This window comes from Nocardia sp. NBC_01329, from assembly GCF_035956715.1.
Taxonomy (GTDB): Bacteria; Actinomycetota; Actinomycetes; order Mycobacteriales; family Mycobacteriaceae; genus Nocardia.
Window position 1 is genome coordinate 6,386,405 of sequence record NZ_CP108381.1, and the last position, 19,773, is coordinate 6,406,177.

A 19,773-nucleotide genomic window follows, 5' to 3' on the forward strand; every position below is an offset into this window, starting at 1 on the left:
GCGAATATCGCCTACATCATCTACACCTCCGGTTCCACCGGTGTGCCCAAGGGCGTGGTGGTTCCGCATGCCGGTCTGGCGAATTTCAGCGCCGAACAGGTGCATCGGTACCGGATGGACTCCGATACCCGGACCCTGCACTTCTCCTCGCCGAGCTTCGACGCCTCCATCATGGAGCTGCTGCTGGCGATCGGATCGGGTGGCGCGCTGGTGGTGGTGCCCCCGGGTACCTACGGTGGTGCCGAGCTCTACGGTCTGATCCGGGACGAACAGGTGACCCATCTGTTCATCACCCCGGCGGCGCTGGCCACCTTCGATCCGACCGGCTTGGACAGTTTGCGGGTGTTGGCGGTCGGTGGTGAGGCGTATTCGCCCGAGCTGCTGGCGAAGTGGGCGGTTCCGCTGGGTGGCCCGGACGGCCCGGTCCGTGCATTCCACAATGTTTACGGCCCCACCGAAACCACCATCGTGGTCAATATCGGTGAATCGCTGGTGGCTGGCGAGGCACTCACCATCGGCGGGCCGAACCGCGGTATCCGTTCGCTGGTGCTCGACGACCGGCTGCAGCCGGTACCCGACGGTGTGGCGGGCGAACTCTATGTGTCCGGTACCCAGGTGACCCGCGGTTATCACGACCGCCCCGGCCTCACCGCCGACCGGTTCGTAGCCGACCCCTATGCGTCGGGCGAACGTATGTACCGCACCGGTGACGTGGTGCGCTGGGCCTCCCGCGAACTCATCTCCGGTGAAATCGAATACCGGCTCGAATATGTGGGTCGGTCCGATTTCCAGGTCAAGGTCCGCGGTTTCCGCATCGAGCTCGGCGAGATCGACAACGCGCTCACCTCCTACGCCGCCGTCGATTTCGCGGTGACGATCGGGCACGAGAGCGCCGCGGGCGCGGTCTCGCTGGTGTCGTATGTCGTCGCCGCGACCGGTTATTCGGTCGATGTCGCGGCACTCACCGCGTACGTCGAGGATCGGCTGCCCGGTTACATGGTGCCGTCGGCCATCATGGTGCTGGACTCGATCCCGCTGACCCCGGTCGGCAAGCTGGATCGTAAGGCGTTGCCGGAGCCGGTGTTCGAGACCCGCGAGTTCCGGGCCCCGGCCACTCCGATCGAGGAGATCGTGGCCGGCGTGTTCGCCGATGTCCTCGGTGTGGACCGGGTCGGCGCGGACGACGACTTCTTCGCGCTCGGTGGTAACTCGCTGATCGCGACCCAGGTCGTGGCGCGCCTGGGCGCAGCACTCGATACCCAGGTGCCGGTGCGGGTGCTGTTCGAAGCCTCCACCGTGACCGCCGTCGCTGCCCGGATCCAGGAGCAGGCCGGTTCGGGGGGGCGTGCGGAACTGGTGCCGCAGCCGCGGTCGCGGCAGGTGCTGTCCTCGGGTGAGGCCGTGCAGGCGGCGCCGCTGTCGCTGGCGCAGCAGCGGATGTGGTTCTTGAACCGCTTCGACGAGAATTCGGCGGCTTATCACATTCCGATGGCGATCCGGTTGTCCGGTGCACTGGATGTGGATGCGTTGCGGGTCGCGATCTCCGATGTGGTGGCGCGGCACGAGGTGCTGCGGACGGTGTATCCGGAGACGGAATCCGGTCCGGTGCAGGTGGTGCTCTCGGCCGGGGATGCCGTACCGCAGTTGGATATTCGCTCGGTCGCTGCCGCCGACGTGGTCGCGGCCGTTTCGGAACTCGCCGCGACCGGATTCGATGTGACCGCGGAGGTGCCGTTGCGGGTCACGCTGCTGCGGATCGATGATGCGGCAGACGAATTCGTGCTGGCGATGGTCGTACACCACATCTCCGGTGACGGTTCGTCGATGGTGCCGTTGACCCGGGACATCATGACCTCGTATGCCGCGCGGGCCGCCGGTGTGGAACCGGGTTGGGCGCCGTTGGCGGTGCAGTACGCCGACTACAGCATCTGGCAACGTGAGTTGCTGGGTGCGGAGTCCGATCCGCTGTCGCTGGCGGCCGCGCAGATCGGGTATTGGCGGTCGGCGCTGGCAGGTGTGCCGGATCAGCTGGATCTGCCGGCGGATCGGCCGCGTCCGGCGGTACAGTCCTACGCCGGTGGCCGGGCGGCGGTCGAAATCGACGCCGAGACCCATGCCGGTTTGGTGCGGTTGGCGCAGCAGCAGGGCGCCACCTTGTTCATGGTGGTGCATTCGGCATTCGCGGTGCTGCTGTCGCGGCTGTCGGGCGTCGATGACATCACGGTGGGTACACCGGTGGCGGGTCGTGGTGAGCAGGCGCTCGACGATCTGATCGGTATGTTCGTCAACACGCTGGTCTTCCGGTCGCAGCTGGATCGGGGCGAGTCGTTCGCGGATCTGCTGGCGCGGCAGCGCGAGGTGGATATCGCGGCGTTCGCGCACGCGGATGTGCCGTTCGAGCGGCTGGTGGAGGTGCTGAACCCGGTTCGTTCGACCGCGCGGCATCCGCTGTTCCAGGTGGGCTTCTCGTTCCAGAACCTGGCGCAGACCGAGTTGCGGTTGCCCGATCTGACGGTGTCGGGTGTGGACTTCGATACCGCGATCTCGCAGTTCGATCTGCACTTGATCGTCGGTGACAAATACGATCCGTCGGGCGCCCCCGAAGGCGTGGCCGGTTACCTGACCTATGCCACCGCGCTCTTCGACCAGCCGACCGTGGACGGTTTCGCGGGTCGGTTCGTGCGGTTGCTGCGCGCGATCGTGGCGGATCCGTCGGTGCCGGTGGGTGATCTGGAGATCCTGGCGCCCGCCGAGCGGGCGGTGCTGGCGGAGCGGAATTCGACTGTCCGGGAGCTGGATTCGGCTGCGACGCTGGTATCACTGTTGGACGCCTCGGTCGCGGCGAACGGTTCTGCGGTGGCGTTGGTGGGTGCCGACGGTACGCAGGTGACCTATGCCCAGTTGGGTGCGCGGGTCAATCGTCTGGCGCGGTATCTGATCGGTCGTGGGGTCGGCCCGGAGGATCGGGTCGCGTTGGCGATTCGCCGGTCGGTGGATCTGGTTGTCGCGATGTACGCGGTGTCGGTGGCAGGCGGTGTGTATGTGCCTGTCGATCCCGATCAAGCCGCCGAACGCAGCGAGTACATCCTGGCCACCGCGGGACCGGTCTGTGTGCTGACGAATTCCGAAACCGGATTCGGTGTCGGTGCGGGGCCGGATACGCCGGTTGTGGTGCTCGACGATCTGGACCTCGATGCCTTCGACGGCTCGCCGGTGTCGGATGGCGAGCGGGTCGCCTCGTTGCGTTCCTCGAATACGGCGTATGTGATTTTCACGTCCGGGTCGACGGGTCGCCCGAAGGGTGTGGCGGTGCCGCATGTGGCGGTGGTGAACCAGTTGCGGTATCTGATCAGTGAATTCGGGTTGGATGGCACGGATGCGGTTCTGTTGAAGACTGCGGCGACGTTCGATTTGTCGGTGTGGGAGTTCTGGGCTGCGGTGGTTTGTGGTGGTCGGTTGGTGATCGCGTCGCCGGAGGGGCATCGGGATCCGGTGTATTTGAGTGGTTTGATGCGTGGTGAGGGTGTGACGACGTTGACGGTGGTGCCGTCGATGTTGGATGCGTTGTTGGGTGTGGATGGGGGTGTGTCCGGGTCTTTGCGGCGGGTGTTGGCGATCGGTGAGGCTTTGCCGGTGGTGACGGCGGGGCGGGTGTTGTCGGAGTATCCGGGTGTTGGGTTGTTCAATTTGTATGGTCCGACCGAGGCTGCGGTGTCGGTGACGACTCATCGGGTGACTTCGGTGGATGTGGTGTCGGTGCCGATCGGTGTGCCGCAGTGGAATTCGCGTGTGTATGTGTTGGATGGTCGTTTGCGGCCGGTGCCTGATGGTGTGTCGGGTGAGTTGTATTTGGCGGGTGTTCAGTTGGCGGTGGGGTATTTCGGTCGTGCGGAGTTGAGTGCGGAGCGGTTTGTGGCGGATCCGTTTGTGCCGGGTGTGCGGATGTATCGCACGGGTGACTTGGTGCGCTGGAACTCCGTGGGGGAGCTGGAGTATCTGGGTCGTTCCGATTTCCAGGTGAAGATTCGTGGGTTCCGGATCGAGTTGGGTGAGATCGAGGCGGCGTTGTTGGTGTTGCCGGAGGTTGCGCGGGCTGTGGTGTTGGCGGTGTCGGATCCGCGGACCGGTGACCGGTTGGTCGGCTACGTTGTTCCGGCTGTGGGTGCTGGTTTGGATCTGGTTCGTATCCAGTCCGAGTTGGGGCAGCGGTTGCCGTCGTATATGGTGCCGTCGGCGTTCGTGGAGCTCGATGCGTTGCCGTTGACCGTGAACGGGAAACTCGATCGTAAGGCGTTGCCGGAGCCGGTGTTCGAGGCGCGGGAGTTCCGGGCGGCGTCGACTCCGATCGAGGAGATCGTGGCGAATACGTTCGCGGAGGTCCTCGGTGCGGACCGGGTCGGTGCGGATGATGATTTCTTCGCGCTGGGTGGTAACTCGCTGATCGCGACCCAGGTCGCTGCTCGGTTGGGTAAGGCGCTGGATACATCGGTGCCGGTGCGGGCGTTGTTCGAGGCGTCCACGGTGGCCGGTTTGGCGGTGCGGGTCGAACAGCATGCGGGCTCGGGTGGGCGTGCGGCGCTGGTGCCGCAGCCGCGTCCGGATCGGGTGCCGTTGTCGTTGGCGCAGCAACGGATGTGGTTCCTCAACCGCTTCGATCAGCAATCCGCCGCCTACAGCATCCCCCTGGCCATCCGGTTGACCGGCGCGCTGGATGTGCTCGCACTGCGGGCCGCGATCGGTGACCTGGTCGACCGGCACGAAATCTTGCGCACCTACTACCCGGAAACTGAGCAGGGCCCGGTGCAGGTGATCCTCCCGGCCGGCGGCGCGGCACCGGAACTCCTCGTGCGGTCGGTCGCCGCCGGGGATCTGGAATCCGCTGTGCTCGACCTCGTGTCCACCTCTTTCGACGTGACCGATGAGGTGCCGTGGCGGGTGGCGCTGTTCGCTGTCGACGGTGCGGCCGACGAGCATGTGCTGGCGATGGTGATGCACCATATCGCCGGTGACGGTTCCTCGGTGGCGCCGTTGACGCGGGATCTGATGACCGCGTATGCGGCGCGGGCCGCGGGTGGGGCGCCGGGCTGGGCACCTCTTCATGTGCAGTACGCGGATTTCGCGTTGTGGCAGCGGGCGTTGCTGGGTGACGAAGCCGATCCGGAGTCGCTGGCCGCGAGTCAGGTCTCCTATTGGCAGTCGCGGCTGGCCGGTATTGCGGATCAGCTGGACCTGCCCGCGGACCGTCCGCGGCCTGCGGTGCAGTCCTTCGCCGGTGGCCGGGTGGAGATCGGTATCGATGCCGAGATCCATGCGGGGTTGCAGCGGTTGGCGCAACAGCAGGGCGCGACCCTGTTCATGGTGGTGCATTCGGCACTGGCCGTGCTGCTGGCCCGGCTCTCCGGCACCGACGACATCACCATCGGTACGCCGGTGGCGGGTCGTGGTGAGCAGGCGTTGGACGATCTGATCGGTATGTTCGTGAACACTCTGGTGTTCCGGACCGAGCTGGATCGTGGTGAGTCGTTCACCGATCTGCTGGCGCGGCAGCGGCAGGTGGATATCGAGGCGTTCGCGAACGCGGATGTACCGTTCGAACGCCTGGTGGAGGTCCTCAACCCGGCGCGTTCGACTGCCCGGCACCCGCTGTTCCAGGTGGGCTTGACGTTCCAGAACCTGGGGATGTCGAGTCTGGAGTTGCCCGGTCTGACGATTTCCGGTGTCGATATCGATACCGCGTCCTCGCAGTACGACCTGCACCTCATGGTCGGCGACAGCTACGACACCACCGGCGCGCCGAACGGGCTGGCCGGTCATATGACCTATGCCAGCGATCTGTTCGAGCATGCGACGGCGCAGAGTTTCGTGGATCGGTTCCTGCGTGTGCTGGGTGGGATCGTGGCGGATCCGTCGGTGCCGGTGGGTGATCTGGAGATCCTCGCCCCGGTCGAACGGACCCGGGTGTTGGCGCAGTGGAATGCCACCGATCATTCGGTGGCGCCGCAACTGCTTCTCGACGGTTTCGCCCGTACGGCGGCCGCGTACCCGGATCGGGTCGCAGTGGTGTTCGAGGGGACGAGTCTGTCCTATGCGGAGTTCGCGGGTCGGGTGAATCGTTTGGCGCGGCATCTGGTTGCGCTGGGTGTGGGTCCGGATGTCGCGGTGGCGTTGGGGATGCGGCGGTCGCTGGATCTGGTGGTGGCGATGTACGCGGTCGTCACCGCGGGTGGTGCGTATGTGCCGTTGGATCTGGAGCAGCCGGTCGAGCGGGTCGATTATGTGCTGGATACGGCGGCACCGGTGTGTGTGCTGACCAGTCGGGTTGATGGGTTCGCTCCGGTCGGTCGTTCGGTGGTGGTGGTCGATGAGATCGATCTTTCGGCGTTGTCGGAGGATCCGGTCACTGATGCTGATCGGGTGGGCCCGTTGCGGGCTGCGAATACGGCGTATGTGATTTTCACGTCGGGTTCGACGGGTCGGCCGAAGGGTGTGGCGGTTTCGCACGGGGCGATTGTGAATCGTTTGGTGTGGATGCAGTCCGAGTATGGGCTCGGGGTTGCGGATGTGGTGTTGCAGAAGACGCCGTCGACGTTCGATGTGTCGGTGTGGGAGTTCTTCTGGCCGTTGCAGGTGGGTGCCAGGTTGGTGGTGGCCAAGCCTGATGGTCATCGGGATCCGGGGTATTTGGCCGAGGTGGTCGATGCTGAGGGTGTGTCGGTGGCGCATTTTGTGCCGTCGATGTTGAGCGTGTTCGTGGGTGCGCTGCCTGCCGAGCCGGGTGTGGTGTCGTGTGGTTCGCTGCGGTTGGTGTTCTCTTCGGGTGAGGCGTTGCCTGCGGGGCCTGCGCAGCGGTTGCGGGAGTTGACGGGTGCGGCTGTGCACAATTTGTATGGTCCGACCGAGGCTGCGGTCGATGTCACTTTCCATGAGGTGACGGATGCGGATTCGTCGATGGTGCCGATCGGTGGTCCGGTTTTCAATACGCGGGTGTATGTGCTGGATGGTCGGTTGCGGCCGGTGCCGGTGGGTGTTGCGGGTGAGTTGTATTTGGCGGGTGTGCAGTTGGCGCGTGGTTATGTGGCGCGTCCGGATTTGTCGGCGGATCGGTTCGTCGCTGACCCGTTCGAGACCGATGCGCGGATGTATCGCACCGGTGACCTGGTGCGCTGGAACTCCGCAGGGGAGTTGGAGTATCTGGGTCGTACCGATTTCCAGGTGAAGTTGCGTGGTCTGCGCATCGAACTCGGTGAGATCGAATCGGCGCTCGCGGCCCTGCCCGAGGTGGGCCAGGCCGTGGTGGTCCTGCGCAACGACCCGCGCACCGGCGACCAGCTCATCGGTTACGCGGTGCCCGCGGCCGACGCGCAGGTCGATCCCGACCGGGTGCGCGGTGAGCTCGCCGCGCAGCTGCCCGGCTACATGGTTCCGGCGACGCTCATGGTGGTCGATGCCTTCCCGCTGAACGCTTCCGGCAAGCTGGATCGCCGGGCATTGCCCGAGCCGGAGTTCGCGGCCCGGGCGTTCCGGGCGCCGTCCACTCCGGTCGAGGAGATCGTTGCGGCGACCTTCGCCGAGGTACTCGGGGTGGATCGGGTCGGCGCCGACGACGACTTCTTCGCCCTCGGCGGTAACTCGCTGATCGCGACCCAGGTCGTGGCCCGGCTCGGGACCGCTTTGCAGACCACGCTGCCGGTGCGGCTGGTGTTCGAGGCGTCCACCGTGGCCGGTCTCGCCGCGCGGGCCGGTCTGCACGCCGGTGCCGGCGGGCGGGCGCCACTGGTGCCGCAGCCGCGTCCGACGCAGACCCTGCCCTCGGGTGAGGTCGTCGAGCGGGTGCCGCTGTCGCTGGCGCAGCAGCGGATGTGGTTCCTGAACCGCTTCGACCCCGATTCGTTCGTGGACAATATCCCGGTCGCGGTGCGGCTGTCGGGGGCGCTGGATGTGGCCGCGTTGCACGCCGCGGTCGCCGATGTACTGGCGCGACACGAATCGTTGCGGACCTTCTATCCCGAGGTGGACGGAACCCCATATCAGCAGGTGGTGCCGGCGGTCGAAGTCACGGCGGAGCTGACTCCGGTCGAGACGACGGTGGCCGAGCTGCCGGGCCGGCTCGCGGAGCTGGTGACGACAGGATTCGACGTCACCACGCGCGTGCCGTTCCGCGCCGGGCTGTTCCAGGTGGACGCGACCGAACACGTGCTCGGTTTCGTCGTTCATCACATCTCCGGCGACGGTTTCTCGATGTCACCGCTGCTCCGCGATCTGGTGACCGCGTATGTGGCGCGGACCGAGGGCGATGTTCCCGGCTGGTCGCCGCTGGAAGTGCAGTACGCCGATTTCGCGCTGTGGCAGCGGCAGGTACTGGGCTCGGAGGACGATCCCGAATCGGTGATCGCCGAGCAGGCCGGGTACTGGTCGGGGGCGCTGGCCGGGCTTCCGGATCAACTGGATCTCCCGGCCGACCGGGCCCGGCCCGCGGTGGCCTCGGGCCGGGGCGCGACGCAGGTGTTCGAGATCGACGCGGAGACCCATGCCGGGCTGACCGAGCTGGCACGAGCCGAGGGCGCGACCCTGTTCATGGTCGTGCACTCGGCGTTCGCGGTGCTGCTGTCGCGGTTGTCCGGCGAAACCGATATCGCGATCGGCACCCCGATCGCGGGCCGCGGTGAACGTGCCCTCGACGACCTGATCGGTATGTTCGTGAACACGTTGGTGTTGCGGACGCCGGTCGATTCCGGCGCCGGGTTCACCGAGCTGCTGGATTCGGTGCGCGGTACCGATATCGCCGCCTTCGGGCATGCCGATCTGCCGTTCGAACGGTTGGTGGAAATCCTCAATCCGGTGCGATCGCAGGCCCGGCATCCACTGTTCCAGGTGATGTTGTCGCTGCAGAACACGCCGCGGGTAGACGCGGCGCTGCCCGGACTGGCGATCAGCGCGGTCGATATGCCGTTGGAGACGGCGAAGTTCGATCTGCAGCTGGACTTGAGCGAGCGGACCGGCGCCGCCGGGATCGCCGCGACCTTCACCTACGCGACCGATCTGTTCGAACCGGCGACGGTGGCGCAGTTCGGCCGGCGATTCGTCCGGTTGCTGAAGGCCATAGTCAAGACCCCCGAGCGGCCGCTGGGCGAACTACCGCTATTGGACGCGGGCGAGGTGTCGTCTGTCCTGCGCGGTGGATACGGGCCGGCCGGGACGGTCGATCCGGCCGCGACATTGGCCGGAATGTTCGCCGATCAGGTCGTCCGGACCCCGGCGGCGCCCGCAGTGGTGTTCGAGGGGACGAGTCTGTCCTATGCGGAGTTCGCGGGTCGGGTGAATCGTTTGGCGCGGCATCTGGTTGCGCTGGGTGTGGGTCCGGATGTCGCGGTGGCGTTGGGGATGCGGCGGTCGCTGGATCTGGTGGTGGCGATGTACGCGGTCGTCACCGCGGGTGGTGCGTATGTGCCGTTGGATCTGGAGCAGCCGGTCGAGCGGGTCGATTATGTGCTGGATACGGCGGCACCGGTGTGTGTGCTGACCAGTCGGGCTGATGGGTTCGCTCCGGTCGGTCGTTCGGTGGTGGTGGTCGATGAGATCGATCTTTCGGCGTTGTCGGAGGATCCGGTCACTGATGCTGATCGGGTGGGCCCGTTGCGGGCTGCGAATACGGCGTATGTGATTTTCACGTCGGGTTCGACGGGTCGGCCGAAGGGTGTGGCGGTTTCGCACGGGGCGATTGTGAATCGTTTGGTGTGGATGCAGTCCGAGTATGGGCTCGGGGTTGCGGATGTGGTGTTGCAGAAGACGCCGTCGACGTTCGATGTGTCGGTGTGGGAGTTCTTCTGGCCGTTGCAGGTGGGTGCCAGGTTGGTGGTGGCCAAGCCTGATGGTCATCGGGATCCGGGGTATTTGGCCGAGGTGGTCGATGCTGAGGGTGTGTCGGTGGCGCATTTTGTGCCGTCGATGTTGAGCGTGTTCGTGGGTGCGCTGCCTGCCGAGCCGGGTGTGGTGTCGTGTGGTTCGCTGCGGTTGGTGTTCTCTTCGGGTGAGGCGTTGCCTGCGGGGCCTGCGCAGCGGTTGCGGGAGTTGACGGGTGCGGCTGTGCACAATTTGTATGGTCCGACCGAGGCTGCGGTCGATGTCACTTTCCATGAGGTGACGGATGCGGATTCGTCGATGGTGCCGATCGGTGGTCCGGTTTTCAATACGCGGGTGTATGTGCTGGATGGTCGGTTGCGGCCGGTGCCGGTGGGTGTTGCGGGTGAGTTGTATTTGGCGGGTGTGCAGTTGGCGCGTGGTTATGTGGCGCGTCCGGATTTGTCGGCGGATCGGTTCGTCGCTGACCCGTTCGAGACCGATGCGCGGATGTATCGCACCGGTGACCTGGTGCGCTGGAACTCCGCAGGGGAGTTGGAGTATCTGGGTCGTACCGATTTCCAGGTGAAGTTGCGTGGTCTGCGCATCGAACTCGGTGAGATCGAATCGGCGTTGACCGGTGTGGCCGAGGTCGCGCAGGCCGTGGTGGTCCTGCGCGGTGACGCGCGGACCGGTGATCAGCTCGTCGGCTACCTGGTACCGGCGTCCGGTGCGGTGGTCGACATCGACGCGCTGCGGACTCATCTGTCGGGCCGGTTGCCCTCGTACATGGTGCCCGCCGCGTTCGTGGTGCTCGACGCGCTGCCGCTCAATGCCAGTGGCAAACTCGATCGTCGGGCGCTTCCGGCGCCGGTGTTCGAGGCTCGGGTGTTCCGGGCGCCGTCCACCCCGATCGAGGAGATCGTGGCGAATACGTTCGCCGAGGTACTCGGGGTGGAGCGGGTCGGCGCGGATGACGATTTCTTCGCCCTCGGCGGTAACTCGCTGATCGCGACCCAGGTCGCGGCCCGCATCGGCGCGGCACTCGACGTGAGCTTGCCGGTGCGTGCCCTGTTCGAGGCACCGACGGTCGCGGCGCTGGCCGTGCGGGCCGAACACACCGGGGAGCGCGCGCGTCAGCCGCTGGTCGCCGGTCCGCGACCGGAGCTGGTGCCGCTGTCGTATGCCCAGCAGCGCATGTGGTTCCTCAACCAGTACGACACCTCGTCGGTGGCCTACAACCTGCCGATGGCGATCCGGCTCTCCGGCGCCCTGGATGTGGCGGCGCTGCAGGCGGCGATGACCGATGTCGTGCGCCGCCACGAATCGCTGCGCACCCGCTACCCGGAGCACGGTGGTACTCCGGTGCAGGCCGTCCTGCCGGCCGGACAGGTCGAACTGGATCTTGTTCCGGAGCAGGTGGCCCCGGACGAAGTACCCGCGAAGGTCACCGAATTCGTGAGTACCGGCTTCGATGTGGCCGCGGCCGTGCCGATGCGGGCCCGGTTGTTCGCCGCCGGTCCGGACGAGTACGCGCTCGTCGTGGTCGTGCACCATATCGCCGCGGACGGTTTCTCGATGGCGCCGCTGGCCCGGGACGTGATGACCGCGTACGCCGCGCGTGCCCAGGGCGGTGTGCCGAGCTGGGAACCGCTGGCGGTGCAGTACGCGGACTTCACGCTCTGGCAGCGGCAGCTGCTGGGCGCCGAGGACGATCCGGATTCGCCGATGGCGCGCCAGATCGCGTACTGGCAGCGCACTCTCGCGGATCTGCCCGACGAGCTGGTGCTCCCGGCCGACCGCCCGCGTCCCGCGGTGGCGTCGATGCGGGGTGCGACAGTGCGCGGCGAAATCGGATCCGAACTGGTGCGGGGCCTGGAGGCGCTGGCCCGCGAACGCGGTGCCTCGATGTTCATGGTGCTGCACGCCGGTTTGGCGGCGTTGCTGGCGCGGATGTCCGGTAGCGACGATATCGCCGTCGGTACGCCGATCGCGGGTCGTGGTGAGCGGGCGCTCGACGATCTGGTCGGCATGTTCGTCAACACCCTGGTGCTGCGGACCGAGGTCCGCTCCGGTGCGACGTTCGCGGATCTGGTCGAGCAGGCCAAGCAGGCCGATCTGGACGCGTTCGGTCACGCCGATGTGCCGTTCGAACGACTGGTGGACTTGCTGGCGCCGGAACGCAGCCAGGCCCGCAACCCGTTGTTCCAGGTGGCGCTGTCGTTCGAGAACAACCAGCAGCCGACCCTGGATCTGGCCGGGCTGGAAGTATCCGGACTCGACCTCGCGGCCGACGTCGCCCGGTTCGATCTGCAGTTCAACCTCGGTGAGAACGCCTCGGGCGGAATGGATCTGACGCTCAACTACGCGACGGAACTCTTCGACGAAGCGACCGCGCATGCCCTGCTGACCCGTTGGCAGCGGTTGCTGGCCGTGGTCGCGGCGGATCCGAATATCGTGCTGGGCGCGGTCGAGATCCTGGACGAGCCCGAACGCGCCGAGATCCTGTCGCGTTCGGGTGGTCCGGCGGTGCCGGCGCGCACGTTGCCGGAGCTGCTGGCGGCGGCGGTGGCAGTCGATCGGTCGGCGACGGCGGTGGTGTTCGAAGGCGAACGGTTCACCTACGGAGAATTCGACGAGCGGTCCAACCGCCTGGCGCGGGAGCTGATCGCGCGGGGTCTCGGCGCTGAGGATCTGGTGGCGGTGGCGGTACCGCGGTCGGCGGATTCGGTTCTCGCCGAGTGGGCTGTCGCGAAAGCCGGTGCGGCGTTCCTGCCGATCGATCCGAGCTACCCGGAGGACCGGATCGCGCATATGCTCACCGATTCCGGTGCGCCGGTGGGTGTGACGCTCTCGGTGCTGCGGTCGGATCTGCCGGATTCGGTGGACTGGCTGGTGCTCGACGAGCTCGATCTCGAGGGCTATTCGGCCGCGGCGCTCACCGATGCGGATCGGGTGCGGCCGGTGACCCCGGCGAATACGGCGTATGTCATCTACACCTCCGGGTCGACCGGTGTGCCCAAGGGCGTTGTGGTGTCGCACGCCGGTTTGGCGAACTTCAGCGCCGAGCAGGTCGAGCGCTACCGGTTGACCCCGGATTCGCGGGCACTGGCCTTCGCGTCACCGTCCTTCGATGCCTCGATCCTGGAACTGTTGCTGGCTGTCGGGTCGGCGGGTGCGCTGGTGGTCGTGCCGACGGGTACCTACGGTGGCGCGGAGTTGGGTGAGCTGATCGCTCGCGAGGGCGTCACGGCCGGTTTGATCACCCCGTCGGTGCTGGCGTCGCTGGATCCGGCCGATCTGGCGGGGATGCAGGTCATCATCGCCGGTGGTGAGGCCATTTCCGCGGATCTGGTGGCGAAGTGGTCGACAGCTGCCGAGGGTGGTGGCCGGCGACGGTTCCACAATGCCTACGGTCCGACCGAGGCCACTGTCGCCACGAATATCAGTGGCGTGTTGCGGCCGGGTGATCGGGTAACCATCGGTGGCCCGGTGCGGGGTATGCGTGCGCTGGTGCTCGACGACCGGATGAACCCGGTGCCGGAGGGTGTAGCCGGGGAGTTGTACGTCGCAGGTGTGCAGCTGGCCCGTGGCTACCATGCGCGCCCCGGCCTCACCGCGGACCGCTTCGTCGCCGATCCCCACGGTGAACCGGGTACCCGGCTTTACCGCACGGGTGACGTGGTGCGCTGGCGTCGCGACAGCGCCGGCGACCCCGCGGTGGAGTATGTGGGCCGCAACGACTTCCAGGTGAAGATTCGCGGTTTCCGCATCGAGCTCGGCGAGATCGACGCCGCCCTCACCGCGCACGACAGCGTCGATTTCGCCGTCACAACAGGCCACAAGACCCCCGCGGGTGCGGTTTCGCTGGTGTCGTATGTGGTGGCCGCGGCCGGGGTTTCGGTGGACGCCACGGCGCTGACCGGGTACGTCGCGGAGCGGCTGCCCGACTACATGGTGCCCGCGGCCGTCATGGTCATCGACCGGATCCCGCTGACCCCCGCCGGTAAGCTGGACCGTAGAGCCCTGCCGGAACCGGTGTTCCAGGCCCGCACCTCCTACCGCGGGCCGCGCAACCCGGTCGAGCAGATCATCGCCGAAGTCTTCGCCGAGGTCCTGGGCGTGGACCGGGTCGGTGTGGACGATTCGTTCTTCGCCCTCGGCGGCGACAGCATCGTCTCCATTCAGCTGGTGTCCCGCGCCAAGGCGCGCGGCGTGGTCTTCACACCGCGGCACGTCTTCGAACAGCGGACGGTGGCCGGGCTGGCTTCGATCGCCGAATCCGCGGAAGCCGACAGCGTGGTGCGCACGCTGGTCGAGCTGCCCGGCGGCGGCGTCGGCACCATGGCGCTTACGCCGATCGTGCGGTTCATGGCCGAACGATCCGGTTCCTTCGGCCGGTTCCACCAGCTCATGGCAGTGGAACTGCCGGTCGGCATCGACCGCGGAACCATCGCCGCCATCGTGGGACCGGTCCTCGACCGGCACGATATGTTGCGGGCGCGGTTGTACGCCGCGGACGGCGACTGGGTCGTGGAGACGGCCGAACCGGGCAGCGTCGAGGTGGACGCACTGATCGACCACACCGTGTTCGACAGTGCCGTCGGTGAGGACGAACTCCTCGAGATCGCCTCGGCCGCTGTCGATTCCGCGCTGGACCGGCTCGATCCCGAAAACGGCGTGGTGGTCCGGTTCGTCTGGCTGGACCCCGATACGACCGACCGATCCGGCCGCCTGGTGGTCATCGCGCACCACCTGGTCGTCGACGGTGTGTCGTGGCGGGTCCTGGTGCCCGATTTCGTACTGTCCGCGGTAGCGCACAGTGCGGGGCAGATTCCCGAACTGCCCGCCCCCGTCACCTCCATGCGAACCTGGGCGCACGCGCTCGAGCAAGACGCGTACAGCGGCGAGCGGCTCGCCGAACTGGAGTACTGGCGGACCGTTGCCGGCACCGCCGACCCGCTGCTCACCGAGCGCCGTCTGGATGTATCGGTGGATACCGCCGGTGTCACCGATATTCACGCGGTGCGGGTATCGCCGGAGGTCACCCGGACCCTGCTCACCACGGTGCCATCGCTGTTCCACGGCAGCGTGAACGACGGCCTGCTCACCGCGCTCGTACTGGCGACGGCCGCCTGGCGGGCCCGGCGCGTGCCCGGGATCCGGGTGGACGATCCGCTGCTGATCCGGCTCGAGGGCCACGGCCGTGAAGAAGAGCTCGCACCCGGGGCCGATCTGTCCCGCACGGTCGGCTGGTTCACCGCGCTGTTCCCGGTGCGGTTCGAACCGGCCGGGATCGATATCGAGGCCGCCCTCACCGGTGGTCCGGCACTGGGCGCCGCGCTGAAACTCGTGAAGGAACAGCTGCTCGCGGTCCCGGACAAGGGTGTCGGCTACGGTCTGCTGCGCTATATGAACTCCGAGACCGCGGTCGAGCTCCCGCGGGAGATGCCGGGTCAGGTGAACTTCAACTACCTGGGCCGTGTCGGCGGGGGCGAGATCCCCGACGAAATGCACGGTTTCGGCTGGATCCCGGCGGGCGACCTGGCCGGTCTCAGCGTCTCCTACGACTCGGATATGCCGGCCATGGCGCCGCTGGACATCAACGCCATCGTGGTCGGCGATACGCTGACCGCGCGGATCGGCTACCCGTCCACGCTGCTGTCGCCGGACGAGGCCCGCGAATTCGGTGACCTGTGGGTACAGGCGCTGGAAGCGGTGGCCCGCCATGCCGATTCCGCGGGTGCGGGCGGGCATACGCCGTCCGATTTCTCGCTGGTCTCGCTGTCGCAGCAGGACGTCGACGGTATCGAGAAGCGGTTCCCGATGCCGGTCGCCGACGTGTGGCCGCTGTCCTCGCTGCAGTCCGGACTGCTGTTCCACGCGCAACTCGCCGCCATGTCGGTGGACGTGTACACCGGTCAGGCGGTGCTCACGCTGACCGGCCGGTTGGACGCCGAACGGCTACGAGCGGCCGCGCAGGCCCTGGTGGACCGTTACGAGAACCTGCGTACCGCCTTCGTCACCGACCGCGAGGGCAACTCGGTGCAGGTCGTCCTGAACGATGTGCGGGCCGACTGGACCGAGTACGACCGCTCCGCCACCGGCACCGCCGACGACCTCATCGAGGCGGACCGGCTGCGGCGCTTCGACCTCGCCGAGCCGCGACTGATCAGGTTCACCCTGATCGAGACCGGACCGAGCACCTGGCAGTTCGTGGTGTCGAACCATCACATCCTGCTCGACGGCTGGTCCATGCCGCTGCTCATGCGGGATCTGCTGGCGCTGTACGCGGTCCGCGCCGACAGCACCGCGCTGCCCGCGGCCCGCTCCTACCGGCACTTCCTGGACTGGGTCGGCCGGCAGGATCACGACGCGTCGCTGGCGGCGTGGGGCGGCGCGCTGTCCGGGGTGACCGAACCGACCCTGCTCACCCGCCCGGAGTCCGGGGGCGGCGATTCCGCGCACGAGATCGAGGCCCTGTCGGGCGAATACGTCTTCGAGCTGGATACCGCGGCCACCGCGCGGATCACCGCGCTGGCCGCCGAGCTCGGTATCACCGCCAACACGGTCCTGCAGGTGGCATGGGCGGTTCTGCTGGGCCGGATCACCCACCGCGACGACGTGATCTTCGGTGCGACCGTATCCGGACGTCCGCCGCAGCTGACCGGGGTCGAGACCATGGTCGGGCTGTTCATCAACACTGTCCCGGTCCGGGTGCGGTTCGACCAGAGCGAACCCGCGCGTGAGCTGCTCACCCGGACCCAGGGCGAGCAGGCCGATCTACTGGATCACCACTATGTGGGTCTGGCGGATATCCAGGCGGCGGCCGGGATGGCAACCCTGTTCGACACCCTGTTGGTGTTCGAGTCGTATCCGGTGGACGCCGAGGGCATCCAGGCCCAGGCCACCGATATCGACGGGATGGCGGTGACCGGGCTGAGCACGGTCGACGCTACCCATTATCCGCTGAGCCTGATCGCCTCGCTGGGCAGCACGCTGCGGATTCGCGCCGGGTATCTGCAGGACATGTTCGACGAGTCCGGTGTGCGGCGCATCGCCGACCAGCTGGTTCGGGTGCTCACCGCCATCACGGCCGCACCGGACCGGCCGCTCGGTGAGGTCGACCTGCTCGACGACGCGGAACGCGAGCTCGTCCTGCGCCGGTGGAACGACACCGCGCGCACCGTCGACTCCGCCGCGACCCTGGTGTCCATGTTCGACGCGCAGCTCGCCCGCACCCCGGACGCGCCCGCGCTGACCTTCGACGAACAGACCCTGTCCTACGCCGAGTTCGCCGCTCGGGCGAACCTCCTCGCGCGGTGGCTGATCCACCGCGGCGTGGGCCCGGAATCCTTTGTGGCGCTGGGGATGCGGCGTTCGATCGATCTGGTGGTCGGTATGTACGCGGTCACCATGGCCGGCGGCGCGTATGTGCCCCTCGATCCGGATCATCCGGCCGAGCGCACGGAATACATCCTGGCCACCGCGGACCCGGTCTGCGTGCTGACCTCCGGCGACGATCTGCCGATCGATACCGCCCAGGTGCGGATCGACAAACTGGATCTGTCCGGTTATGCGGGTGCCGCGGTCACCGATGCCGATCGGGTGGCGCCGTTGCGGGCTGCGAATACGGCGTATGTGATTTTCACGTCGGGTTCGACGGGTCGGCCGAAGGGTGTGGCGGTTTCGCACGGGGCGATTGTGAATCGTTTGGTGTGGATGCAGTCCGAGTATGGGCTCGGGGTTGCGGATGTGGTGTTGCAGAAGACGCCGTCGACGTTCGATGTGTCGGTGTGGGAGTTCTTCTGGCCGTTGCAGGTGGGTGCCAGGTTGGTGGTGGCCAAGCCTGATGGTCATCGGGATCCGGGGTATTTGGCCGAGGTGGTCGATGCTGAGGGTGTGTCGGTGGCGCATTTTGTGCCGTCGATGTTGAGCGTGTTCGTGGGTGCGCTGCCTGCCGAGCCGGGTGTGGTGTCGTGTGGTTCGCTGCGGTTGGTGTTCTCTTCGGGTGAGGCGTTGGCTGCGGGGCCTGCGCAGCGGTTGCGGGAGTTGACGGGTGCGGCTGTGCACAATTTGTATGGTCCGACCGAGGCTGCGGTCGATGTCACTTTCCATGAGGTGACGGATGCGGATTCGTCGATGGTGCCGATCGGTGGTCCGGTTTTCAATACGCGGGTGTATGTGCTGGATGGTCGGTTGCGGCCGGTGCCGGTGGGTGTTGCGGGTGAGTTGTATTTGGCGGGTGTGCAGTTGGCGCGTGGTTATGTGGCGCGTCCGGATTTGTCGGCGGATCGTTTTGTGGCGAGTCCGTTCGGTGCGGGTGAGCGGATGTATCGCACTGGTGATGTGGTGCGGTGGAACTCCACGGGCGAGCTGGAGTATGTGGGTCGTTCTGATTTCCAGGTGAAGTTGCGTGGTCTGCGGATCGAGTTGGGTGAGATCGAGTCCGCGTTGACCGGTGTGGCCGAGGTCGCGCAGGCCGTGGTGGTCCTGCGCGGTGACGCGCACACCGGTGATCAGCTCGTCGGCTACCTGGTGCCCGCCGCGGGAGCGCTGGATATCGAAGATGTGCGGGAAGACCTGTCCGCGCGCTTGCCGTCGTACATGGTGCCTGCCGCGTTCGTGGTGCTCGACGCGCTGCCGCTCAATGCCAGTGGCAAACTCGATCGTCGGGCGCTTCCGGCGCCGGTGTTCGAGGCTCGGGTGTTCCGGGCGCCGTCCACCCCGATCGAGGAGATCGTGGCGAATACGTTCGCCGAGGTACTCGGGGTGGAGCGGGTCGGCGCGGATGACGATTTCTTCGCCCTCGGCGGTAACTCGCTGAGCGCGACCCGGGTGGCCGCGCGGTTGTCGGCGGCGCTGGACACCGATCTCGCCGTGCGGGAACTGTTCGAAGCCTCGACGGTGACCGCGCTGGCGGCTCGTGCCGAGACCCATTCGGGTGCGGGTGGCCGGGTGCCGTTGGTGCCGCAGCCGCGTCCGACGCAGACCCTGCCCTCGGGTGAAGTCGTCGAGCGGGTGCCGCTGTCGCTGGCGCAGCAGCGGATGTGGTTCCTGAACCGGTTCGATCCGGGGTCGGCCGCGGACAATATGCCGATCGCGGTGCGATTGTCGGGTCTGCTCGACCGCCAGGCCATGCAGATCGCCATCGCCGATGTGCTGGCGCGCCACGAATCGTTGCGGACGTACTACCCCGAAGTGGACGGGACACCGTTCCAGCAGGTGGTGCCGACCTCGGCGGTGATCCCGGATCTGACCCCGGTGGACGTTTCGGAAACCGACCTCTTCGCGCGGGTGTCCGAATTCGTCTCCACGGGTTTCGATGTCACCGCCGGTGTGCCGTTCCGAGTCCGGCTGTTCGAGGTGGACCCGACCGAGCACGTGCTGGTGATCGTCGTACACCACATTTCGTCGGACGGTTTCTCCATGGGACCGCTGGCCCGGGATGTGGTCATCGCCTACAGCGCCCGTATCGAAGGCGGTGAGCCGGGCTGGCTCCCGCTCGAGGTGCAGTATGCCGACTACACACTGTGGCAGCGGCAGGTACTGGGCTCGGAGGACGATCCGGATTCGGTGATCGCGGCGCAGATCGCATACTGGTCCACGGAATTGGCGAGTATCCCGGAGCAGCTGGATCTGCCGGCCGACCGGCCGCGGCCCGCCGTGGCCACCGGCCAGGGCGCCAGTCTGTCCTTCGAGATCGACCATGCGGTGCACGCCGAACTCGTCGAACTGGCGCGCACCCGCGGCGTGACCTTCTTCATGGTCGTGCACGCCGCGTTCGCGGTATTGCTGTCGCGGTTGTCGGGCGAATCCGACATCGTCGTCGGCACGCCGGTCGCCGGGCGTGGTGAGCGGGCGCTCGACGATGTCATCGGTATGTTCGTGAACACTCTCGCACTGCGTACGCCGATCGACTCCGGCACCGGTTTC

General features: G+C 66.9%; 1 protein-coding gene (running past both ends of the window). It reads left to right on the forward strand.

This entire window lies inside a single protein-coding gene on the forward strand: locus OG405_RS29065, encoding a non-ribosomal peptide synthase/polyketide synthase. The 52,035-nt coding sequence extends 24,471 nt beyond the window's left edge and 7,791 nt beyond its right edge, so the window shows coding positions 24,472-44,244 (codon 8,158, complete, through codon 14,748, complete); the first complete codon in view begins at position 1. The start codon and the stop codon both lie outside this window.